The 22,434-nt window shown below is 54.5% G+C and carries 19 protein-coding genes; 17 read left to right on the forward strand and 2 right to left on the reverse strand.

Translation table 11 applies throughout. The annotated features are described in order from the left end of the window. The first annotated feature begins 4 nt into the window (after positions 1-4). Complete coding sequence (locus tag R3196_RS05295) at positions 5-367, forward strand: YfcL family protein (protein ID WP_318935615.1); 363 nt, start codon at positions 5-7, stop codon at positions 365-367. On the opposite strand, the gene mnmC is transcribed toward R3196_RS05295, so the two are convergent. Further along, positions 364-2,229: a bifunctional tRNA (5-methylaminomethyl-2-thiouridine)(34)-methyltransferase MnmD/FAD-dependent 5-carboxymethylaminomethyl-2-thiouridine(34) oxidoreductase MnmC gene (gene mnmC, locus R3196_RS05300; protein ID WP_318935616.1), complete on the reverse strand. Its 1,866-nt coding sequence runs from the start codon at positions 2,227-2,229 to the stop codon at positions 364-366. The genes R3196_RS05295 and mnmC overlap by 4 nt on opposite strands. Before the next feature lie 151 nt (positions 2,230-2,380). Here mnmC and fabB point away from each other — a divergent pair, with 151 nt between their 5' ends. From fabB to purF, 10 genes are all read left to right on the forward strand, one after another. After that, positions 2,381-3,592, forward strand: a complete 1,212-nt coding sequence (gene fabB / locus R3196_RS05305; protein ID WP_318935617.1) for a beta-ketoacyl-ACP synthase I — start codon at positions 2,381-2,383, stop codon at positions 3,590-3,592. A 106-nt stretch (positions 3,593-3,698) separates the two neighbouring features. Further along, complete coding sequence (locus R3196_RS05310; RefSeq protein ID WP_318935618.1) at positions 3,699-4,889, forward strand: 4-phosphoerythronate dehydrogenase; 1,191 nt, start codon at positions 3,699-3,701, stop codon at positions 4,887-4,889. Further along, on the forward strand, positions 4,873-5,889 hold the full coding sequence (locus R3196_RS05315) for an aspartate-semialdehyde dehydrogenase (protein WP_318935619.1): 1,017 nt from the start codon (positions 4,873-4,875) through the stop codon (positions 5,887-5,889). Before R3196_RS05310 ends, R3196_RS05315 begins: the two co-directional genes overlap by 17 nt. A gap of 95 nt (positions 5,890-5,984) precedes the next feature. After that, positions 5,985-7,892 (forward strand): FimV/HubP family polar landmark protein, encoded by a 1,908-nt coding sequence (locus R3196_RS05320; protein ID WP_318935620.1) that lies wholly within the window; start codon positions 5,985-5,987, stop codon positions 7,890-7,892. After that, positions 7,889-8,704: a tRNA pseudouridine(38-40) synthase TruA gene (truA, locus tag R3196_RS05325; RefSeq protein WP_318935621.1), complete on the forward strand. Its 816-nt coding sequence runs from the start codon at positions 7,889-7,891 to the stop codon at positions 8,702-8,704. Before R3196_RS05320 ends, truA begins: the two co-directional genes overlap by 4 nt. 98 nt (positions 8,705-8,802) lie before the next feature. Then, complete coding sequence (gene accD / locus R3196_RS05330; RefSeq protein WP_318935622.1) at positions 8,803-9,666, forward strand: acetyl-CoA carboxylase, carboxyltransferase subunit beta; 864 nt, start codon at positions 8,803-8,805, stop codon at positions 9,664-9,666. Continuing rightward, complete coding sequence (gene folC, locus R3196_RS05335; RefSeq protein WP_318935623.1) at positions 9,666-10,955, forward strand: bifunctional tetrahydrofolate synthase/dihydrofolate synthase; 1,290 nt, start codon at positions 9,666-9,668, stop codon at positions 10,953-10,955. The genes accD and folC overlap by 1 nt, the downstream gene beginning before the upstream one ends. A gap of 1 nt (position 10,956) precedes the next feature. After that, positions 10,957-11,508, forward strand: coding sequence for an SPOR domain-containing protein (locus R3196_RS05340; RefSeq protein ID WP_318935624.1), 552 nt, complete (start codon positions 10,957-10,959; stop codon positions 11,506-11,508). A 79-nt stretch (positions 11,509-11,587) separates the two neighbouring features. Continuing rightward, positions 11,588-12,079 (forward strand): CvpA family protein, encoded by a 492-nt coding sequence (locus R3196_RS05345; RefSeq protein ID WP_318935625.1) that lies wholly within the window; start codon positions 11,588-11,590, stop codon positions 12,077-12,079. Between the two features lie 15 nt (positions 12,080-12,094). Further along, entirely contained in the window at positions 12,095-13,615 is a 1,521-nt protein-coding gene (gene purF / locus R3196_RS05350; protein WP_318935627.1) for an amidophosphoribosyltransferase, read from the forward strand. A 63-nt stretch (positions 13,616-13,678) separates the two neighbouring features. Here the strand turns inward: purF and astB are convergent, their stop codons facing one another. After that, entirely contained in the window at positions 13,679-15,016 is a 1,338-nt protein-coding gene (gene astB / locus R3196_RS05355) for an N-succinylarginine dihydrolase (RefSeq protein ID WP_318935643.1), read from the reverse strand. Positions 15,017-15,264: 248 nt separating this feature from the next. Between astB and topA the strand changes: the two genes are divergently transcribed. The 6 genes from topA to R3196_RS05385 form a co-directional block, all read left to right on the forward strand. Further along, on the forward strand, positions 15,265-17,922 hold the full coding sequence (gene topA / locus R3196_RS05360) for a type I DNA topoisomerase (RefSeq protein ID WP_318935628.1): 2,658 nt from the start codon (positions 15,265-15,267) through the stop codon (positions 17,920-17,922). A 116-nt stretch (positions 17,923-18,038) separates the two neighbouring features. Beyond that, a complete protein-coding gene (locus R3196_RS05365; protein WP_318935630.1) occupies positions 18,039-18,443 on the forward strand; it encodes a hypothetical protein in 405 nt (134 codons plus the stop codon). Continuing rightward, positions 18,440-19,948, forward strand: a complete 1,509-nt coding sequence (locus R3196_RS05370) for a hypothetical protein (RefSeq protein ID WP_318935632.1) — start codon at positions 18,440-18,442, stop codon at positions 19,946-19,948. Before R3196_RS05365 ends, R3196_RS05370 begins: the two co-directional genes overlap by 4 nt. Continuing rightward, positions 19,945-21,162 (forward strand): hypothetical protein, encoded by a 1,218-nt coding sequence (locus tag R3196_RS05375; protein ID WP_318935634.1) that lies wholly within the window; start codon positions 19,945-19,947, stop codon positions 21,160-21,162. Before R3196_RS05370 ends, R3196_RS05375 begins: the two co-directional genes overlap by 4 nt. Then, a complete protein-coding gene (locus R3196_RS05380) occupies positions 21,159-21,599 on the forward strand; it encodes a hypothetical protein (protein WP_318935636.1) in 441 nt (146 codons plus the stop codon). The genes R3196_RS05375 and R3196_RS05380 overlap by 4 nt, the downstream gene beginning before the upstream one ends. Position 21,600: 1 nt before the next feature. Next, positions 21,601-22,434 (forward strand): ATPase, T2SS/T4P/T4SS family (locus R3196_RS05385; RefSeq protein WP_318935638.1); only part of this gene is annotated, 834 nt, incomplete at its 3' end.

Genomic DNA, 22,434 nt, shown 5'->3' on the forward strand with positions numbered 1-22,434 from the left:
GTGAATGTTAGCCTTAGTGTACCAGAAAGCGGTCGGCTTATGGTATGCTGCGCGGCCAAATTACGGAGCAGAAAAGGGTCTTTTAGTGATGTCTGCACAGCTTGAGTTTGATCAGTTGGTAGCGCGCCTGGAACAGGTATTCGATCGTGCGGTCGTTGATGGTACTGATGATGAGTTATTTGCCAGCGGTTATCTGCGTGGGCATTTTGATTTAGTGGTGGCGCAACTGGAGCTGCAGGAGCAACGGCAGCCGGAAGCCATTATGCCGGCACTTTATGCTGCGGTTGAACAAACCCGGCATGAGCTGGCACCGGCGGATCAAGCCCATATCAAGGCGATGATGGGCCAGCTGGATGCCGCCAGTTAATCAGGTTTAGGCTGTAAGCGCGCCGGCGCCAGTCGGCGGCGCAGGTCAGCGCCCAGCGGTAATGGCTCAGCGGTGCCGGTGCTGGCCAGCAACTCTGCCGCCAGCAGTTCGGCTAACAGTGGTGCGCTGGTAAAGCCCCGTGAACCCAGTCCGCCAAACACCAGCAGCCCGGTATCCAAAAATCCGGCGAGCGGCATATGGTCACGGGTGGTGTTGCGTAGCGAGGTGCGATTGGCTGTCGGTGTCAGCCCCCTGGTCCAATCCTGTTGCAGGTTATCCTGCAAGTTGGCGAGGTTTTCCTGCTCATCCTGACTACGATTCTGCTGTGCTTCAGCGGCGCTGAACTGACGGGCATAGGTGGCGCCGACACAATGCTGGCCATCCGCTGCGGGGGTAAAATAGCCTTTGTAACAAATCACCGACGGACAAGATTCGCTGGCTGCCGTGCTGGCAACCTGGGTCACCTGGCCACGGACATTCTGTAGTGAAACACCAAAGGGTTCTATCAGCGTATTCAGGCCAGCTCCCATAGCCAGCACCACCTGCCCGGACTGGCGCCTGCTGCCATCACTAAAATGTAGCTGCCAGCGGCCACCGGACAGCTTTTCAATCCGTTCGAGTTCAGCTGCGCATTCGGTATCTATGCCCTCCAGCAGTTGCCTGACTACAGTGGGTGGTGACAGCCAGCCCGCATCAGGGTAAAGCAGGGCCGGGCATGCAGGTAACTGGTGCCAGTAGGCCCGGGTCTGATCAGGGCTGAGCCAGCGTACCGTAGCCTTGCTGTATAGCGGCTGCTCGCCACCGGCGATGCGGGCGGCGCGGTTCGCACGCTCGTCGTTATAAGCCAGTTGCAGCACGCCGCAGGGATGCCAGGCCGTGGGGCAGTAGCGCTGATAAAACTGCTGGGCGTAGCTGAATGCGCTCAGGAAAAGCTCACTAAGCGGACTTAATTCGGCATGTAATAAAGGGTAAACAGCGCCCTGTGGATTTCCTGAGGCGCCATCAGCGAGGCCGGCGGTGAGTACTTTAACCTTGCGGTGACGCCGGGTTAGGGCGTGTGCCATGGTGGCGGCAGCGATACCTCCGCCGATAATTAGTACCGGCTCGTCACTTGCGGCCGGCGCGGTGCCGGGCGACGTTGCGCCGGTCGGAAAGTAGCCTCTGAGCATTTCACGCTTGCGGCCAAAACCAGCGACCTTGCTTACGCTATAGCCAGCTTGTTGCAAGCCACGGCGTACGGCTCCGGCGGCCGTAAAGGTGGCAAAAGTGCTACCCGGTGCGGCACTGCGGGCCATAGCGTCATAAAGATTCTGTTGCCACATCTGCGGATTTTTATCCGGCGCAAAGCCATCTAAAAACCAGGCATCCACCTGATTGACGGCGCCGGGCAGCCACTGCGGTAACTGTTCATGAATATCACCGAACCACAGATCCAGGGTGATCCGGCCGTCGGCCAACAGGCACCGGTGGCAGCCTGGGCCGGCTGCCGGATAAACCGCGAGCAATTCGTCGGCGAGGGGTTTTAATGCATTGAAATGACGAAGCGCGCGCGCCAGATCCTCAGGGCGCAGGGGATATTTTTCAAAGCTAATAAAATGCAGTTGTAGCGATGATGGCGCGTGCTGCAACAGCAGTTGCCAGGTGGCCAGCAGATTCAGACCGGTGCCAAAACCACTTTCAGCAATAACAAACCGGGACCCCGGATGGGTTTGCCAGCGCTCGGGGAGATCGTTATGCTGAAGAAACACGTATTGGCTTTCGTCTAAACCATTGTCATTGGTAAAATAGATATCATCAAAGGCGGTTGATACCGGCAAACCAAATTCGTTAAAAGTAACTTGTGCAGGAATTGGGGTAGCCACGTCATTTAACTCGCTTTGACTATAGGGATAACGAAACAAGGTTAATTACACGCTAGTGTAACAATATTTTGTTAAAAAAAGCGGAAAGCAGACCACTTTTTAACGGAAGTGGGCTACCATAGTCGGGCGCTCAGCAAGACAGGAAATCAGAATGAGAAGAGTAGTGATTACCGGACTTGGCATTGTGTCGAGTATCGGCGTGAACAAACAAGAGGTGTTGGAATCGCTTAAAAACGGGCGTTCGGGCATCGAGTTTTCTCAGGAATTTGCCGATATGGGTTTGCGGTGCAAGGTCTGGGGACCTGTCCGCACCAACCCGGCGGACCACATCGACCGCAAAGCCTTGCGCTTTATGGGCGATTCGGCTGCCTATGCTTATATGGCAATGGCGCAGGCGATTGAAGACGCTGGTCTGAGTGACGCAGAAGTCTCTAATCCGCGTACTGGCCTGGTTGTGGGTTCAGGTGGCGCCTCAGGCGAGCACCAGGTAGCTGCTGCTGACTTGCTGCGGGAAAAAGGCGTGAAGCGGGTTGGTCCTTATATGGTGCCACGCTGTATGGCGTCGACGACTTCCGCATGCCTGGCAACGCCATTCCAGATTAAGGGTGTTAACTATTCCATCAGTTCAGCTTGCGCAACATCAGCTCACTGTATTGGCCACGCCATGGAGCTGATTCAGTTTGGTAAGCAGGATCGTGTGTTCGCTGGTGGCGGTGAAGAACTGCACTGGACGCTGGGCATGGAATTTGACGCCATGGGTGCGCTGAGCACCAAATACAATGACACCCCTGAGCGCGCTTCGCGTACCTATGATGTCGATCGCGATGGCTTTGTACCAGCCGGCGGCGGTGGCATTCTGGTTATTGAAGAACTGGAAACCGCATTGGCACGGGGCGCGAAAATTTACGGTGAAATCGTCGGCTATGGCGCGACTTCAGATGGGTACGACATGGTCGCACCATCGGGCGAAGGCGCGGTGCGTTGCATGCAGATGGCGATGGAAACCGTCGATGGTCCGATTGATTATCTGAATACGCACGGCACCAGTACCCCGGTAGGTGATGCCAAGGAGCTTGAAGCCGTCAATATAGTATTTGGCGACAAACCGCCGATGATGAGTTCAACCAAGTCGATGACCGGGCATGCGCTGGGTGCGGCGGGCGTGCACGAAGCCATTTATTCATTGCTGATGCTGGAGAATAACTTTGTCGCTCCTTCTATCAACGTTGAAAATCTGGATCCGGCAGCTGAAGGCATGAACATTGTCACTGCAATGAAAGAAACCAAGCTGACAACGGTGATGTCGAACAGCTTCGGCTTTGGCGGAACCAATGCGACGCTGGTAATGCGCAAATACGAATAGTCATTGATTTTACGATGATTTGATTGATAAAAAAGGTGCGCATTTGCGCACCTTTTTGTATGCTCACCTTTTCGACTGACCAATCCTGGCCGCTATTCCGGACATCATGTATATACTTGCCGACGCAAATTTACCTCTGGCTGCTGAACTTTGCCAGCAGCTCTGCCGCGACGCAGGTTGCAGCACGGCAACTGTCGAGCTGTACAGCACCCGGCAACCCCCGGCAGCGCAGCTGGCTGCTGCGGAAGCCATGCTGGTACGTTCGGTAACCAAGGTGGACAGCGCGCTGTTGCAACAGGCGCCGCGGTTACGCTGGGTTGGTAGCGGTACTATTGGCACTGAGCATCTGGATGCCGGGGCCTTGACCGCCGCCGGGATCGCCTTTACCCATACCCCCGGCGTCAACGCTAACGCCGTTGGTGACTATGTCGCCAGTGCAGTGGCTGCGGTATCACTTCGACACGGGCAACTGCCCGCCGGGGAAGCCGCAATTATTGGTGCTGGCCATACCGGCAGAGCAGCAGGACAGCGCCTGGAAGGGCTTGGTTTGCAGGTGCATTATTATGATCCGCCATTGGTTGCCAGTGGCACCGCGATGGTGCCGGTGCATGCTGACTGGCAACGGGTACTCCGCTCGGCTGTCATCAGCTGCCATGTACCCCTGACAACCAGCGGACCCTGGCCGACCCGCTATTTGCTGGATGATAAGGCGGTAAAACAGCTGCTCCCGGATACCTTAATCATCAATGCCAGCCGTGGGCCGGTGATTGAGCAGCAGGCTATAGCCCGTGCCATTCAGCACCAGCCGGCTTTGCGCTGGGTGCTGGATGTTTGGGAGAGCGAACCACAGATAGCGGCAGATCTGCTACCCTATATTGAACTGGCTACGCCGCATATCGCCGGTCATAGTCTGGCCGGCAAACTCGGCGGAACCCGTCAGCTCTGCGCGCGGCTGGCCGCGCATCTGCGTTGGCCGGATAAACTACCGCCGCTAAGCGCCCTGTTAAACCGGTGGCCGACGGTAACCGGCGACCGGCAGTTTTATTCTGTCGACGCGCCTGACTGGCAAACACTGGCATCCTGGGTACTGGCCATTTATGATATACGGCAAGACGATAAACAATTGCGGGCCGCGCCGCCTACGCCAATAGCGTTTGATGCGCTGCGGCGCAACTATCAGCCCCGGGCCGAATTAAACTCCGGACTGGTTAGTGGTGGTGCCTGGATTAATGAGCCGTTCTGGCAACAACGACTGCAACAACTGAATTTGAGGAGTAACGATGTCACGAGCTTTTAATGTCGCCGTTTTGGGTGCCACAGGGCTGGTCGGTCAGCATATGATTGAGCTGCTGGAAAAACGTGAGTTCCCGATAGGTGAGCTTTTCCCATTGGCAAGCAGTCGTTCCGCCGGCGGTACTGTAAAATTCCGCGGCGAAGATGTCACCGTCCAGGATGCGGAGAAATTTGACTGGACACAGGTTGAACTGGGCTTTTTCTCTGCAGGCGGCTCGATTTCACGCATTTACGCGCCACGTGCCGCTGAAGCCGGCTGTGTGGTTATCGATAATACCTCTGAATTTCGTTATGAAGAGGATATTCCGTTGGTGGTGCCGGAAGTAAACGCGCACGCCCTGGCAGATTTCCGTAACCGGAATATTATTGCCAATCCGAATTGCTCGACCATACAAATGCTGGTGGCGCTGAAACCCATATATGATGCGGTTGGTATTGATCGGATCAATGTGGCAACCTATCAGTCGGTATCCGGGGCAGGTAAAGAAGCCATTGATGAACTGGCGCGTCAGACTGCGGCGTTATTGAATGGCCGGCCGGTGGAGGTAGAAACCTTCTCGCGGCAGATAGCCTTTAACTGTATTCCGCAGATTGATGTGTTTTTAGATAACGATTACACCAAAGAAGAAATGAAGATGTTCTGGGAAACCCAGAAAATTTTTGGTGACACCAGCATTCGGGTAAATGCTACAGCTGTGCGGGTACCAGTATTTTTTGGTCACGCCGAGGCGGTACACATTGAAACCCAACAGCCGATTGACGCGGAGCAGGCTAAAGAGCTGCTGCGCCAGGCGCCGGGGGTGGTCTTGCTGGAAAATAACGATGACTTCCCGACACAGGTAGGTAATGCTGCTGGTCGCGATGAAGTTTTTGTCGGCCGGGTACGCAATGATATCTCGCATCCTCAGGGGCTGAACCTGTGGGTTGTCAGTGACAATGTGCGTAAGGGAGCGGCCACCAACAGTGTGCAAATTGCTGAACATCTGATAAAAGACTATATATAAATTTAACTTCACGGGCCATGCACCATGGAAGCAGGATCATGATAAGGATAATAAAAACAGCATTGATCAGCGTAATCTTAGCTGCAGGCAGTGGTATGGCAGGCTATTCCCAGGCGAGCAACGCGGGCGCGGTCACGCTCTTCGCGTTCCAGGGGCAGGTGACCACCCGCTGGCAGCTGGATCGTTTTGGCCCCATAGTGTCATCTGATACTTTATGGAGCATTGCTTCGTATTATGGCCGGCAACGTGATATGACCGTTTATCAGATGATGGACGCGATCGTTGCCGCTAACCCCCGTGCGTTTATTAATAATCAGCCTGATCGCATGATGAATGGCTATTACCTGACTATCCCCGGCGGACCGGCTTCTGACGACGCGACTAAGGCGGCAGCTACCACTGATGCTGCGGACCCGGCTGCGCAGCCAGTGGCGCCCGCAACGGATCCAGGTGTGGTGCAATTTGATGTAGGTGAATTAACAGCTTTAAGGGATCAACTGGCCGATTCCATTACTCTGATCGAAACACTGCAAACGCAAAATACCAGCCTGCAGGATCGCCTGCAGCAGGTAACCGCTGAACTGGCTCAACTAAAAGCTCAGGTCAATGAAGATCGTGAGGTCGACCGCGAGATAGCGGCGCTGGCCAGTGAGATTCAGAAAGACTATCCGGAGAAAGAAGCAACCGAAGAGCGGATTGCCGATCAGTCTCAAACTGCAGGCTCACCGGTAAAAGAGACTGCAACAGAGACAGCCACAGAGACTGCTGCAGAAGTGACCACCGAGGCAATTAGTGAACCGGTAGCAGCGCCAGTGGAGGAAGAGGCGCTGACCCCACCCGCTAAGGACCCGGTAAGCACTGATTTTATTGACTGGCTGCTGCAGCCATTTCAGCTATTGCTGACGGTGTTGATCCCCTTGCTGCTGGCAGTCATCTTCTGGTATCTGCTTTATGTGCGCCGGCTGAACCGTGAAACCCCTGGGACGTATAACCGCGCGGTCGAAGCAGCAGCGCGCGAGCGGTCTGGTGGTGCGAGAGAAGAGAGCCCGGCAGCAGCGGCGGCAGCACCGCTGGCGACAAACACGGAAGTACAAACTGAGCCTGAGGACGAGCCGGAAGTTGAAGCGGATTCGGTGGCTGAAGTTGAAGAGAGCCGTGAACCCCCGATTTATGCTGAGGATCAACCGCAGGAAGATGACGCAGACGCGGTGGCTGAAGTTGAAGAGAGCCGTGAACCCCAGATTGATGCTAAGGATGAGCCACAGGAAGATGAAGCAGACGCGGTGGCTGAAGTTGAAGCGCGCGGTGAGCATCAGCTGAAGGCTGATGAAGACGTTCCGGCGGCAGATATTGACGAACAGCTACTGGCAGATCTGGAAAGCGATTTTGAGCTGGATGCCGAGGTTGAAACTCAGCTTGAACCTGAAATAGATGCAGAGTCAGTCGCCGAAGTTGAGCTGCAAACAGAGCCAGAATCAGAGCCGGAAGCTGAAATCGAGCCAGAGACTGAGGCTGAGCCAGAGCCAGAGGAAGAAACAGCAGCAACAGATAAGACCGCAAGTAAGGAAGAAACCTCGCTGGATGACGATCTGGCTGGCCTGGATTCTTTCGGCGGACTGAAGCTGGAAGACGAAGAAGCGCCTGAAGCGGGCAGTCGATATGTGTCTATTGATGAACTCATTGATGAGGCAGAAGCGAGCGAGGCTGATGACGATGAGGATGATCCTTATAATCCGCAACGGGTCAGCGATGCATTAGGTGATATCGATAGTGATCAGCAAGATAGTGATCAGCAAGACCGTGCTGACCATGACGATGAAACCTCTGCCGATGAAAGCAAATCGCCGGCGGCGATGCTGGATTTGGCCCAGGCATATATTGATATGGGTGAACTGGATGATGCCCGTGATCTGCTGGTAAAGATTGTCAAAGCCGATGATGATGAAGCGCAGCGCGATGCACAGCAGCTGTTGCAACAGTTGGACGGTCAGGCAGGTCGATGAGTAGTACGCGCATAGCGCTCGGTATTGAGTACGACGGCAGCAGTTTTTACGGTTGGCAGCGGCAACGGGAAGTTATCTGTGTGCAGGAAGTGCTCGAACGGGCGCTGAGTAAGGTAGCGAATCACCCTGTTCAAGTAACCTGCGCCGGGCGTACGGACGCCGGAGTGCATGCTACTGGTCAGGTGGTACACTTCGATACTACGGAAGCGCGTAATCTGCCCGCCTGGACGATGGGGGTGAACAGTAATCTGCCTGATGGTGTTGCGGTTCGCTGGGCTCAGCACGTCAGTGAGAACTTCAGCGCCCGCTTTAGTGCAACCGCCCGACGCTACCGCTATATTATCTGTAATACCCGCCTACGGCCTGCGATTCTGGCACGGGGCGTCAGCCATTACCATCAGCCGCTGGCGGTAGGAAACATGCATGCAGCAGCTCAGGCGCTGCTGGGCGAGCATGATTTCAGTGCCTTTCGCGCTGCACAGTGTCAATCGCACTCGCCGAATCGTTGCGTAACCAAACTTAACGTGAGCCGTTATGGCGATTATGTGGTCGTGGATATTACTGCTAACGCATTTTTGCACCATATGGTGCGCAATATTGTCGGTAGCTTGCTGGAAGTCGGTAAAGGCGAGCAATCTGTTAGCTGGCCCGGTGAACTGCTGGCTGGCCGGGATCGCAATCTGGCAGCGGCAACAGCTAAAGCCCACGGGCTGTATCTGGTACAGGTGTACTATCCTGATGAGTTTAGCATCCCGGTAATGCCACCCGGGCCCTTATGGTTACCGGGAACCGGTGCGTCGGAGCACAGTTAAGACCACTTTTTACTCCCTTCAATTGGCCTGATATGCTTTAATATAAGGTATGTTCAGGCTGAAATAGCTGCAATCAACTATCAACATAACGGGATTTTATGAGCTGGATTGAGCGGATTCTTGCAAAACCCAAGAGCGGTAAACGTCGCAATATACCCGAGGGGGTCTGGTCAAAGTGCACGAGTTGCGATGCCATTCTCTATGGCGCCGATCTGGAGCGCAGTTTAGGTGTATGCCCTAAATGTGATCATCATATGCGGCTGCCGGCGCGGCGTCGACTGGATAGCTTCCTGGATACCGGTTCAGCAACGGAAATTGGCGCTGAGCTTGAGCCAAAAGATATCCTCAAATTCCGCGACTCGAAAAAGTATAAAGATCGGCTGGCGGCGGCTCAGAAAGCCACCGGTGAGAAAGACGCACTAGTGGTGCAAAAGGGCAAGCTTAAAGGAATGCCGATAGTTGTTGCTGCTTTTGAATTTGAATTTATGGGCGGCTCTATGGCTTCGGTAGTCGGCGCTCGCTTTGTCAAAGCTGTAGAAGAGTGCCTGCGTGAGCGTTGCCCGCTGGTTTGCTTCTCAGCCTCAGGTGGGGCGCGGATGCAGGAAGCATTAATGTCCCTGATGCAAATGGCGAAAACCTCAGCCGCACTGGCGCGCATGAGTGAAGAAGGCATTCCTTATATTTCGGTACTGACCGACCCGACTATGGGGGGTGTTTCAGCTAGTCTTGCGATGCTTGGCGATGTGAATATCGCCGAGCCTGAAGCGCTGATTGGTTTCGCCGGCCCGCGAGTCATCGAGCAGACAGTTCGCGAAACCTTACCCGAAGGTTTCCAGCGTGCTGAGTTTCTGGTGGATCACGGGGCGATCGATATGATTGTTGATCGTCGCCAATTGCGTAACCGGATTGCCGCGCTGCTGTCAAAATTTCAACATCATGCCCCTCTTGCTGATGAATTTTAATGACTACAGCGGTTACTCCTCCTGACCCGTCAGCCGGGCTCGATGCCTGGCTGAGCTATCTTGAACGGCTCCACCACAAACCTATTGAACTCGGTCTCGACCGCATTAAGCGGGTGGCTGAACGCCTGCAACTGACCACCACCGATGCCAAAGTGATCACCGTTGCTGGCACCAACGGCAAGGGCTCCACCGTGCGCTATCTGGAGACTATCCTGCGCGCGGCAGGCTATCAGACCGGTGTTTATATCTCGCCGCACCTGCAGCGTTATGAGGAACGGGTTAGGGTGGCCGGAGCCGAGCTTGACGAGACGCGCCATGTCGATGCATTTGCCGCTATTGAAGCGGCTCGCGGCGAGGTGTCGCTGACCTACTTCGAATTTGGCACCCTGGCGGCTTTCTGGTTGCTGCAACAGCACCAACTGGATGTCTGGATACTTGAAGTTGGGCTGGGCGGACGACTGGATGCCGTTAATATTATCGATGCCGACGTTGGCGTATTGACCAGTGTTGGTATCGATCATATCGGCTTTCTCGGCCCGGACCGCACGGGCATTGCCCGTGAAAAAGCCGGTATTTTTCGCCCCGGGCGGCCAGCTGTATGCGGCGAACCTGATTTTCCTGAGGTGGTGCGCAACGAATTACAGCAACGCGGCATTGAATTGCTGCGCGTTGGTTTTGATTTTGACTATGGAATGACTGAAACGGGCGACTGGTTCTGGCGCGACCAGGATAAAGAGCTGAGCGCTTTGCCTCTGCCGCAATTGCCGCTGCCAAACGCCGCCACCACACTGGCTGCGCTGCAGCAGTTACCCTTGCCAGTCAGTCGCGAAGCCATTGATAAGGGCTTGCGCGAGGCCCGTGAACCGGGGCGATTGCAGCTCTTGCAGGGCGAGCCTGATACGCTGCTTGATGTGGCACATAATCCCCATGCCGCGCGCTACCTGGCCAGTTATATCCGGACCCGTTATCCCCAGCGCCCCGTCTATGCGGTGGTCGGCATGCTTAATGATAAAGATATTGCCGGTACGCTGACAGAGCTTACTGGCACGGTGAAACGCTGGTATTTTGCTGACCTGCATGAGCCACGCGGTGCCCGCGCAGCTGAACTACAACAGGCGGTGGCCGGCGACCTCAGCGCGAAGCAATTCAATACGGTTACAGACGCCTATCAGGCCGCCTGTCAGCAAGCTCTGGCAGAGCAGGACACAGGAGCGGGGCACAGGCCACTGGTATTGGTCTGCGGCTCGTTTTACACTGTCGGTAAAATACCGGCCGTTAGGGAGCAATAAGATGGCATCGCAATTACAGAACCGACTGGTTGGTAGTGTTATTCTCATCGCGTTGGCAGTGATTATTTTACCTGAACTGCTAGACGGGAAGCAGGTTCAGGATCAGGAAGCTTTCGAAACGATCCCTTTGCAGCCTCAGGTTGAAGTCGCTGAGATCCCGGTGAAAACTATCGCTGAGGATAAAGAATTGCAGCACTCTGACAGCGTCGCCACTGACGATATACAGGTAACCGCCGACCGGGCCCCGGAAGTGGCTGCCGATGTCAGCGATGAACCCCGACCGCCAGCGGCACCTGTCACTGGCTCACTCAAACAAGCTGGCTGGGTTATCCAGATGGGCGTATTCCGTAACCAGGAATCCGTCGATCAACTGATTGAGACATTGCGGCAGCGGGGCTACCGCGCCTACCGTGAACAGGTCAGTATTAATGGTGAGAACCTGACTAAGCTTATGGTGGGGCCGGCCCTGACTCAGGAAGAGCTGGAGCAGCAATTAGAGAAGCTGAACGAGCTGGTGGGAGCGGAAGGCCGGATTCTCCGCTTCACCCCCTGATGACGATCAAAAAGTAGCGTAATTGGTCGTCATTTCTGGTACACTTCGCGCGTTCTGAATCTGCCTTAGGAATCCCATTATGGTCTGGGTTGATTATGCTATTTTGATTTTGATCGCGTTTTCCACGTTGGTCAGTCTTACCCGCGGTTTTGTCCGTGAAGCCATGTCGCTGGCGGTGTGGATTGCGGCGTTTCTGATTGCCAGTTTTTACTACGAAGATCTGGCTGCCTGGTTTACCCGTCTGGAAGATCCCATGGTCCGTAACGCGGCCGCTATTCTTGCGCTCTTTATCGCGACCTTAATCGTTGGCGCGGTCGTGAACTTTGTGCTTGGGCAGTTGGTCGATAAGACCGGCCTGACCGGCACGGACAGGGTGCTGGGCGGTGTATTTGGCGCTTTGCGCGGGGTTTTGATCGTCAGCGCCTTATTATTTTTTATGGATTCGTTTACCGCGCTGGCAAGCAGCGACTGGTGGGTGAACTCCACCCTGATCCCGCATTTCGGTATTTTTATTCAGTGGTTTTTTGAGTATCTGGAGCAAACGTCAAGTTTTCTTCCTAAACAAGTGTAACGAGGTTGTTCAGGCATGTGTGGCATTGTAGGTATAGTCGGTAAGGATCCAGTTAATCAGGCGTTGTACGATAGCCTGACGATGTTACAACATCGGGGACAAGATGCCGCTGGCATCATGACAGTTCACAACAACACGCTGCGGTTGCGTAAAGCCAACGGTTTAGTGCGTGATGTGTTTCACACCCGGCATATGCACCGACTGGCCGGCAATGTCGGTATCGGACATGTCCGTTATCCTACCGCCGGCAGTTCCAGTTCCGCCGAAGCACAGCCGTTTTACGTGAATTCGCCGTTTGGTATTGCGCTGTCGCACAACGGCAACCTGACCAACGCGCGCGAACTGCATGAACGCTTGTTTGATTCAGCGCGCCGGCATATCAATACCACGTCAGATTCAGAGATCTTGCTGAATATCCTGGCCCATGAACTCTATCAACAGAACAGTCTGAGTCTCAGTGCTGATGACGTGTTTGCGACGGTCAGCCGGGTACACCGGAAGATTCGCGGTGCCTACGCTGTAGTGGCGATGATTATCGGCCATGGCATGTTGGCATTCCGTGATCCCTGGGGTATTCGTCCGCTGGTGCTTGGCCAGCGCGAGACGGCTAAAGGCAACGAGTATATTGTGGCTTCAGAAAGCGTTGCGATCGACGGTACCGGCTTTAAATATATTCGTGATATCGAGCCTGGCGAAGCCATTTATATATCTGAAGACGGCGAACTCTTTTCACGCCAGTGCGCGGATAACCCGCAGCATTGTCCCTGTATTTTTGAATACGTTTATTTTGCGCGCCCCGATTCTTTTATCGACAAAATCTCCGTTTATGCTTCCCGCGTGAATATGGGTCGCAAGCTGGGCGAAAAAATTAAGCGCGATTATGCGCATCTCGATATTGATGTGGTGATTCCGATCCCTGAAACCAGCTGTGATATCGCGCTGGAGATGGCCAATGTGTTGGATCTTCCGTATCGTCAGGGCTTTGTAAAAAACCGCTACATTGGCCGTACCTTTATCATGCCGGGCCAGACTCAGCGCCGAAAATCGGTGCGACGTAAGCTGAACGCAATTGGCGCGGAGTTCCGCGGTAAGAACGTACTGCTGGTAGACGATTCCATCGTGCGGGGCACCACCTCAGAGCAGATTATCGAGATGGCGCGGGAAGCAGGGGCTAAGAAGGTTTACTTTGCCTCAGCAGCGCCGGAAATTCGTTTCCCCAACGTCTATGGTATTGATATGCCAAGCGCCAACGAGCTGATTGGCCATGGTCGCGAAGCAGATGAAATCAATGCCCTGATCAAAGCTGATGGTCTGATTTATCAGGAACTGGATGACCTGATTGCCGCGGTAAAGGAAGAGAATCCTTCAATTCAGCGGTTTGAGACATCCGTATTCAGTGGTGAATATATTACCGGTGATATTGATCAGGACTATCTGGATCGACTGGATGCGGCGCGCAATGACGTGGTTCGTTCAGGTGATGCCAGCAGTGAAGACGCTAACCTTGAAATGCATAACGAGAGCGATGACGATTAGTCATCGCGCTCGTATGCGTCGCTTGTGTCGGATAGTTCGTGCCGCATAACGCGGCACAGCTGATTACAACTGGAAGGCGTAAACAGACCCGAGTTTCAGGATCTGGGTCAGTTCATCAAGGGCAGTGCGTGATTCGTTCAGCAATTGCGGGTCACGCAAATCGTCCACGCTAAGTTCATCCCGGTAGTGCTGGTCAACCCACTGATTTAATCGGTTAAACAGCACCTCATCCAGAATAACTGCCGGATTCACTGCGGCTAGTTCCTGATCAGTCAGAGCTACCCGCAGGCGCAAGCATGCCGGGCCGCCGCCGTTGCGCATACTTTGTTTTACATCAAAATAGTGAACCTGTCGGATCGGCGTGTCGCGGGTCACCAGGTCGGCAAGGTAGGCACTGACGCGCTCATTTTCCTGACATTCGGTAGGGGCGATAATCACCATGGTGCCGTCTGGCAAACTAATCAGCTGGGTATTAAACAAATAGGTCTGCACAGCGTCGGCGACCGACACTTCACTATCTTTTACCTCGATGAAATAAACTTTCTGGTCACCGAATTTTTGCTGGATTTCGCGCTTTTTAGCGGCGGTGTCAAGGAATGCCTGTTCATGATAGAAGAGGACGTTCTTATTACCCACGGCAATGACATCGTTGTGGAATACACCCTGATCAATAACTGCCGGATTCTGCTGGATGAAAATAGTGTTATCTTCAGATAGCCCGTGCAGGCGGGCAATAGCCGCAGAAGCCTCAAAGGTCTGCCGCGCCGGATAGCGGGTTGGCGCCGGCTTACTGCTGTCGAAAGCGTAGCGGCCAAAGGTAAAGAGTTCGACCCCGGCATGACCGTATTCACTGCACAGGCGGGTATGATTGGCTGCACCTTCATCACCGAAGTGTTCGTTGTCAGGTAAGTGCAGATGATGCGCAAAGTAATGCCGATCTGCGAACATCGCCTGCAGGATACGACCACTGGTGATCGGCTCAAGCGAGCGGTGGAATTTATTGGTCAGGTTGGCTGGCGTAAAATGCACTTTGCCATCGCGGGTATCGGCACCGGGGGAAACTGTTGCGGCATTGGCCGTCCACATACTGGAAGCCGAGCAGACTGCCTGAAAAATGGCCGGCGCTTTGTGCGCCGCTGCAGCCAGTATTTCGCCGTCGGTACCGGTAAAGCCTAACCGACGCAGCGCCAGCACGTCAGGGCGCTCCTGCGGGGCTAATACACCCTGTACCATACCCATGTCATGCAGGGCTTTCATTTTTTCCAGGCCTTGGCGTGCTGCAGAGCGCGGGCTCGAAACCGCTTTGGCATTACTCAGTGATGCCACGTTACCAAAAGATAAGCCGGCGTAATTGTGGGTCGGCCCTACCAAACCATCGAAGTTAGCTTCCAGGTGCTTAATGCTCACTGATTCCTCCACTGCGGTTGCAAGTATTTATTTCGCGGCTATTATACGCACAAAGTTGGTTCAGGTGTAAGGCTATCAGTTTAGATAAACAGCGGCCTGTAGCGACATGAGCGGGTATCTTGCATGGATATCCCGGCAGTACGAATTTTTATGATTTTTGATCTTGACGGTTGTGAACTGACTACAGAACAGATATATCTAAAAAAAGAACCCCTGAATCTAACTACGATATAGAGAGTCGCATGGCAAAAGCTCTGGTTATTGTTGAGTCGCCCGCAAAAGCGAAAACAATTAATAAATATCTCGGAAATGATTATATCGTCAAATCCAGTATCGGCCACGTCCGCGATCTGCCGACCCGCTCCACCTCTACTGTGAAAACCAAGCCGCCCGCCGAGGTGCGCAAAATGTCGCCGGAGAAAAAAGAAGCCTACCGGCAGGAGCGCGAGCTAAAGAAGCTGGTCGCGCGGATGGGGGTAGACCCGGAACATAACTGGCAAGCCGAATATGAAGTACTGCCCGGCAAAGAAAAAGTCGTTAATGAACTGAAGAAGCTCGCCGCCAAGGCTGACGCCATTTATCTGGCAACGGATTTGGATCGCGAGGGAGAGGCGATTGCCTGGCACCTGCGGGAACTTATCGGTGGCGACGATACCCGCTTTCATCGCGTGGTATTTAATGAAATCACCAAGAATGCCATCCAGGAAGCATTTTCTCATCCGTCAGTGCTGAATATTGACCGGGTGAATGCTCAGCAGACCCGCCGCTTCCTCGATCGGGTGGTCGGCTTTATGGTCTCTCCGTTGTTATGGAAGAAAATTGCCCGGGGGCTCTCGGCCGGACGGGTGCAATCTGTAGCAGTACGACTGGTCGTTGAACGCGAACGCGAAATTAAGGCTTTTGTTCCGGAAGAGTTCTGGGATATTTATGCGGATTTAAATACTGCCACAAAAGCAGCCTTACGCATGCAGGTGCAGAAGCATCGGGGAAAAACCTTTAAAGCCACCAATAAACAAGCGGCCGATAAAGCCGTCGGCGCTTTAAAGAATGCCGATTACACTGTGATCGAGCGTGAAGATAAGCCTACCAGTAGCCGGCCTTCAGCACCTTTCATTACCTCAACCTTGCAACAGGCTGCCAGCACCCGGCTTGGCTTTGGCGTGAAAAAAACGATGATGATGGCCCAGCGGCTTTATGAAGCAGGCCACATTACCTACATGCGTACCGACTCAACCAATCTCAGTCAGGACGCCGTAGCGGCCTGTCGTGACTATATCGGCAAGCAGTATGGCAAAGACTACCTGCCGCCGAAGCCAATGATGTACGGTTCGAAGCAGGGCGCTCAGGAAGCCCATGAAGCCATCCGGCCATCTGAGGTGAAGGTGAAGTCAGAGCAGTTGCGGGATATGGAACGCGACGCGCAGCGACTTTATGAGCTCATCTGGCGCCAGTTCGTGGCCTGTCAGATGACGCCGGCCCAGTATGACGCGACCACCATTACGGTACAGGCCGGTGACTATGAACTCAAAGCCCGGGGACGGGTGCTACGCTTTGCCGGTTGGACGAAAGTACAACCGCCAGCCGGTTCGAAAAGTGCCGAAGACGCCACCTTGCCGGATGTACGCAAGGGCGAACCGCTGGAACTGCTGAAGCTGGATCCGCAGCAGCACTTTACCAAACCGCCGGCTCGCTTCGGTGAAGCGTCGCTGGTGAAAGAGCTCGAAAAACGCGGTATCGGCCGTCCGTCTACTTATGCTTCGATCATTTCGACGATTCAGGAACGCGGTTATGTGCGCGTCGACAGCCGCCGCTTCTATGCCGAGAAAATGGGCGAAATCGTTAATGACCGGCTGATCGAAAACTTTTCGCGGCTGCTGAACTACAACTTCACCGCCGAGATGGAGCAGGCGCTGGATGATATCGCTGAGGGTAAGCGGAACTGGAAAGAGACCCTCGATGCGTTTTATGAAGAGTTTAAACAAAAGCTGGAACAGGCTGAACTGCCGCCGGAAGACGGTGGCATGCGCGGCAACGAGATGGTCCTTACCGATATTGACTGCCCGACCTGTGGTCGCAAAATGGGTATTCGTACGGCCAGCACCGGCGTTTTCCTGGGCTGCTCCGGATACGAGTTGCCAGCCAAAGAGCGCTGCACCCAGACAATTAATTTGCTGCCTGGCGATGAAGCGATCAAGGTAACTGACGAAGACGAGTTGGAAACCGAAGTCTTGCGTTCTAAGAAACGTTGTCCGGAATGCGGTACCGCGATGGATAGCTATCTGATTGATAAAGAACGCAAGCTACACGTGTGTGGTAATAACCCAGCTTGCTCGGGACAATTAGTGGAGCAGGGCGAATTCCGGATTAAAGGTTACGACGGCCCGGTACTTGAGTGTGACCGTTGCAGCAGCGAAATGCAGCTGAAAACCGGGCGTTTCGGTAAATACTTTGACTGCACCAACAGCGAGTGCAGTAATACGCGCAAATTGCTGAAGAATGGCCAGCCAGCGCCACCGAAAGAGGATCCCGTGCCATTCCCGGAGCTTGAATGTGAGCAGTCAAATGCCCACTTTGTGTTACGTGACGGCGCTTCTGGTATTTTTCTGTCCGCCAATACCTTTCCCCGGTCGCGGGAAACCCGGGCGGTTAAAGTTGCTGAACTGCAGCGCTTCAAAGAACGCTTGCCATCCAAGTTCCATTATCTGACGGAAGCACCAGCTACCGATGATGCCGGTAACGAAGCGATTGTTCGCTATAGCCGTAAGCAAAAAGAGCAATATGTCATCACTGAGGAAAACGGCAAGCCAACTGGCTGGCAGGCGTTTTACCGGGACGATGAATGGCAGGTTTCCGCAGCAAAAAAAGCAGCAAAAAAACCAGCTAAGAAAAAGAAAGAATAATAGAGGATTAAACCTACAGCATTAGAAGATGTTCGCGCCTTGCCGGTCACTCAGGCATTCGCTAGAGTGATAAAACATCACCAAGGATGGTGATGGGAATCCGACAAGGAGGTCACATGGTTAATCAACCAGTCCGGGCGCAAGTCCATCTGTTCGCCACCGCAGGTAGTCTGATACTAGGCTGCTTGTGGTCGGCGGCGGTAACCGCACAGACAATTTGCCCACCCTTTAATCTCAGCGCCATGGCATTGCCCATGGCGCGCGAAGATGTGTCGCTGCAGCTAACCGAAGGCTTATTGCAACCGCAGCTCGAAGCGCTGCTGAACCGCCACTTCCAGGTCGATGTGGTGGACTGGCAGGCATCTCCACACCACCGCTGGCCAGCTGATTTCCGCTTGCAGGCACCAACCTGGCCAGAACTGCTGGAGCGGCTGCTACGGCCTTACCGGCTGGCTATTACCCTTTACCCGAACCGCATGGCAAAGATTGCTTATCAGCCGTCGGGTGGAGGAACCCTATGAAGATCATCAGCGGGCTGTTGCTGGCGCTCCTGGTCAGCGGCTGTCAGAGCGCAAACGGCGACTTTGAAAGTCAGCGGCAGCTGGCCCTCGATAGCTTGCTGCAGGCCCAGCAGCAGACACTCACCAGGGCTGACGATTTAGTTACCTATAGTGATGACTTCTATATTCCACCGCTGGCGGCGGAAGTCGAAGCACAACCCAAATGGTATTCCAGGCCGGTGGAGGTGGCGGTGGACGGGATGACTGCCCGCGCCCTGTTGGCTCAGACACTGGGAGCGCAGCAGGTGGTGGCACAGTTTCTGGAGCCGGAGCTGGCGCAACAGGAACTGAGCCTGGCGTATAGTGGTTCGCTTGGTGGGCTGCTGCGGCTGATCACCGCCGAAACTGGCTGGCATGCGGATATCAGCCGCGATCAGGTCAGTTTGAGCCGTTACCGCATTGCCGAGTTTGATGTTGCCTTCCTGGCTGGCAATACCAACTTTTTTATGGGAAACAGCGACAGTCAGGGCGGCGGCAACGCAACTGCCGCGCAGTCAGGTGGTGGCCAGCAGATGCAGCAAATGAGCTTAGGCTCTGGCAGCGAACAGTACCTTAACTTCAGCAGCAAAGAGTTATCGGTGTGGGACGATCTGGAGCGGGCGCTGGGGATGTTGTTGTCACCGACCGGGCAGTTGAGCGTCAACCAGAGTTCAACCTCTGTGCTGGTTCGTGACTTTCCTCATCATGTGGCCCAGGTTGAAGCCTATCTGGAGCAGCAGAATGAACGGCTGATGCGTCAGGTGTCTATCGAAGTGCAGATTATTGATGTCACCTTTAACGATGAGCAGCAATTTGCGATTGACTGGCAGGCGCTGTTACGCACCGCCGGAGGCGAAGGGGTGCTGGGGCTGGATTCTGCTTCCGTCAGTGCTATTGGCGGCACTGCTGGCACACGCCTGGTGTGGGAGCAGCAAGCGGGTTCGGCGAAGGGCTCACGGCTGTTTCTGGAAGCGCTGGAACAGCAGGGCCTGGTACAAATGAGTAGTCACCCGCGGTTAATCAGCCTGAACAACCAGATTGCTAAGATAGTGCTTGAGGATAATGCCACTTATCTGGCCGCAGCGGGCACCACCAGCACGCCCAATGTCGGTACTACCGAAACCTTGCAGCCAGGGGTTGTCACCACCGGGTTTGAACTCTATGTACTGCCAAGCATCCGCGCCGGCGAAGTTATTCTGCAGTTGTCCACTGAGTTATCGGACCTTGAGCGAATTGATGAAATTCGCTCGGGCGATCAACTGATTCAGACCCCTCATACCAATCGTAAAAAGTTCTTTATGAAAGCGCTGATTGAAGACGGCCAGACCCTTCTGCTTACCGGCCTGCGTAACGAACGGAACCAGCATCTTGAGCAAAAATCGTGGTTGAGTATGGTGCTTGGTGGTGGTCAGGGACATCAGCAGCGTCGCAGTGAAACATTGTTGCTGCTGACACCGCGCATCGTTAACCAAGGGACCAGGCTATGAGTGCCGGAATCATTGTCAACGGCTGGCGCCAGCAGAGTTCAGACCGGCGTCAGATCCTGCGTTGGCTGGCTGAAGCCAGGCAGCTCGGTTTTGCCTGCTACAGTCTGCACCGGGTTCGTCAGCACTACTGGTTATGTTGCATGGCGGCCGGGTTGCGGCCTAATGCGGTGGCAGATATAGCGGTGCTGCTGCAACACCAGTTCAAAGCTGAATCACACCTGCTTTATCTGCAATTTGATGCTGCCCAGCTGATTTGCGTCCACTGGCAGGAATTCAGGCTACGCAGTTGTATCGCCCTGAGTGCTGATGAAGCAGGGCTGGAGCGATTCCGGTTATTGTGTCAGGGACTACAGATCACGCTGGCAAAAACGGGAGCGATGCAGCCCAGGATAATCATCGCAGGTAAGCTACCATCATCGCTACGTAGTGAGATAAGCCAGTTTGCGGCGTCCGCTGAACAGATTTCACCGGATGTCTGTTTATCCGAAAAAGTACCTCCTGCAGCCCGGTTCACCGCTATCAGTAAGTCCCCGTCATGGCATCGCCGACACTTATGGCTCGCGGCGCTTATGGTGGCTCTGGGCATTGGCATGTACCTGACCTGGATGTGGTGGCCTGCACCGGAGCCTGCGCCGGTTGCGCGCCAGGTAGTTACGGTAAAACTGCCCGGCTTGCCACTGGCGCAGCTGCAGGCATTGCAACATGCTATACATGAACTTAATGCGCTGGGGGGCTGGCAGCTTGAGCAACTTATGCTCAATGAAGAGGGGCTGCACGGGCTGCTGCGGCGCACTTACGGCTTAAACCAGGAGCTCCGTAGTCAGCTTGACGATCGCTGGACAGTTTATTTTAGCAATGATGAAGCGCGCCTCCAGATCGCCGGACCAACAGCAGCAGATGAAAATAGCCTGGCGTTGCCAGCTTTTGACTATGAAAAGCAACTGCAGCGATTTACTGAAGCGCTACCGGACTACCTGCCTGCGGTGCGTTTAGCGTTGGGACAAGCAGCAACGAATACCCACTTACGCTGGCAGAGCCTGAGTCTGAATTTGCCGGCCTTTACCTTATTGGACCTGGAATTACTAACCCTGTTACTGGCGGATGCTCCGGTTCGGGTCAGCCTGGTGCGGATCAATCCGGGCTCACCTGCCAACGCCACCATTGAACTGCAATTCATTGCCCGACAACCTTATGCCGGAGGAAATCAACCATGATAATCGCCTTGTTTAGCTTGCTGTTGACTGCCGCTGATACTGATTCTCAGCCGCCCGCCTCAGCGCTGCAACAGCAGTACGAATTAATTAAGAGCTTACGCACCCAGGAACTGGCCGAGCTTCAGGCTGCCTCACGAGCTCGGCAGATGCAGCACGAGCTGCAGGTGGCTGAGGCGGAGCATTCTATCCGTTCACTGGGCCAGCCGACAGCTCGTGCCACTGAGTCTGCCGGACCCAGCCTTGAGGATTATCAACTGGTGGGCGTGGTGCAGGGCGAAGGCTCCTCACAGGTGTTGCTGCGTTTACACCAGCAACTGGTCAGACTGACTATCGGTGTAACCGATGCCAGCGGCCTTTATGCAGAAGTTACCGGTACCGCTGTACGGTTGAGTAAAGCGGGTAAGCATCGGTTGCTACCGCTGCCGAGAGGGTGGTGAGATGAAACAAATGAACTCGGCTGAATTACGCCAGTGTGAGGTGCTGGACCCGCTGCTGGATGCCTGTCTGGCGCTAACCGAAAACGCGCTTGATGAGGAGATTGCGGTGATCGTCACGAAAGAGGGCCTGATAGTGGCCTCCGCTGCGGCCTGGCAAGAAGCTCAGTTAGCTATCGGAAACCTGACTATGCTGATGAGCAAGCACGGAGTTGCCAGCTGTTATTTCCTGCTCGGTGACGCCCGCGAAATAAGAACGGTATTACATGATGCTGATGCCAGCCGTCGGCAGCAGCTTAATCATGGTAGTCAGTTGCAGTTGGATCATACCCGGGCCCAGCAGGCACTCGAAGACCTGGTTCATCAGGCATTGACGCTCAACGCTTCAGATATTCACCTGTTGTTTGACCAGCAACAGGCATCGCTGTCATTCCGGGTCCACGGTCGCATGGCCGGTCGGGTAGAGCGCAGCCGTGAAACGCTGGTCGCGGCCATTGCCGCTGCGCTCAATACCCGTTCTGACGACTTTCACGAACTATTCGATGAGCAGCGGCTGTCCAGTGCCAGTATCAATGTAACCCTGGTTCGCGATGGCAAGCCACAGCGCGTTCGGCTGCGGGTCCAAAAATCTCCGACCCGCAGCGGCTTTGCGGTCACCATGCGTATTCAGCGGGAACAGCAGCAGGTGCTGCGACTTCAGGACCTGGGCCTGCCGACTTGTATTGCGGCGGGCTTGAGACTGCTAATTGAGCAACCGGCAGGTATGTTGCTGATCGCCGGACCTACGGGGCAAGGTAAGACCACTACCTTAGCGGCGATTAATCTTCTGATCCCGCCG

The organism is Pseudidiomarina sp. (genome assembly GCF_033722695.1).
GTDB lineage: Bacteria > Pseudomonadota > Gammaproteobacteria > Enterobacterales > Alteromonadaceae > Pseudidiomarina.

Excerpts from the sequence above, each read along its gene's own strand:
- R3196_RS05295 (WP_318935615.1), top strand. The coding sequence starts at position 5 with ATGTTAGCCTTAGTGTACCAGAAAGCGGTCGGCTTATGGTATGCTGCG.
- fabB (WP_318935617.1), top strand. The coding sequence starts at position 2,381 with ATGAGAAGAGTAGTGATTACCGGACTTGGCATTGTGTCGAGTATCGGC.
- R3196_RS05310 (WP_318935618.1), top strand. The coding sequence starts at position 3,699 with ATGTATATACTTGCCGACGCAAATTTACCTCTGGCTGCTGAACTTTGC.
- R3196_RS05315 (WP_318935619.1), top strand. The coding sequence starts at position 4,873 with ATGTCACGAGCTTTTAATGTCGCCGTTTTGGGTGCCACAGGGCTGGTC.
- R3196_RS05320 (WP_318935620.1), top strand. The coding sequence starts at position 5,985 with ATGGCAGGCTATTCCCAGGCGAGCAACGCGGGCGCGGTCACGCTCTTC.
- truA (WP_318935621.1), top strand. The coding sequence starts at position 7,889 with ATGAGTAGTACGCGCATAGCGCTCGGTATTGAGTACGACGGCAGCAGT.
- accD (WP_318935622.1), top strand. The coding sequence starts at position 8,803 with ATGAGCTGGATTGAGCGGATTCTTGCAAAACCCAAGAGCGGTAAACGT.
- folC (WP_318935623.1), top strand. The coding sequence starts at position 9,666 with ATGACTACAGCGGTTACTCCTCCTGACCCGTCAGCCGGGCTCGATGCC.
- R3196_RS05340 (WP_318935624.1), top strand. The coding sequence starts at position 10,957 with ATGGCATCGCAATTACAGAACCGACTGGTTGGTAGTGTTATTCTCATC.
- R3196_RS05345 (WP_318935625.1), top strand. The coding sequence starts at position 11,588 with ATGGTCTGGGTTGATTATGCTATTTTGATTTTGATCGCGTTTTCCACG.
- purF (WP_318935627.1), top strand. The coding sequence starts at position 12,095 with ATGTGTGGCATTGTAGGTATAGTCGGTAAGGATCCAGTTAATCAGGCG.
- topA (WP_318935628.1), top strand. The coding sequence starts at position 15,265 with ATGGCAAAAGCTCTGGTTATTGTTGAGTCGCCCGCAAAAGCGAAAACA.
- R3196_RS05365 (WP_318935630.1), top strand. The coding sequence starts at position 18,039 with ATGGTTAATCAACCAGTCCGGGCGCAAGTCCATCTGTTCGCCACCGCA.
- R3196_RS05370 (WP_318935632.1), top strand. The coding sequence starts at position 18,440 with ATGAAGATCATCAGCGGGCTGTTGCTGGCGCTCCTGGTCAGCGGCTGT.
- R3196_RS05375 (WP_318935634.1), top strand. The coding sequence starts at position 19,945 with ATGAGTGCCGGAATCATTGTCAACGGCTGGCGCCAGCAGAGTTCAGAC.
- R3196_RS05380 (WP_318935636.1), top strand. The coding sequence starts at position 21,159 with ATGATAATCGCCTTGTTTAGCTTGCTGTTGACTGCCGCTGATACTGAT.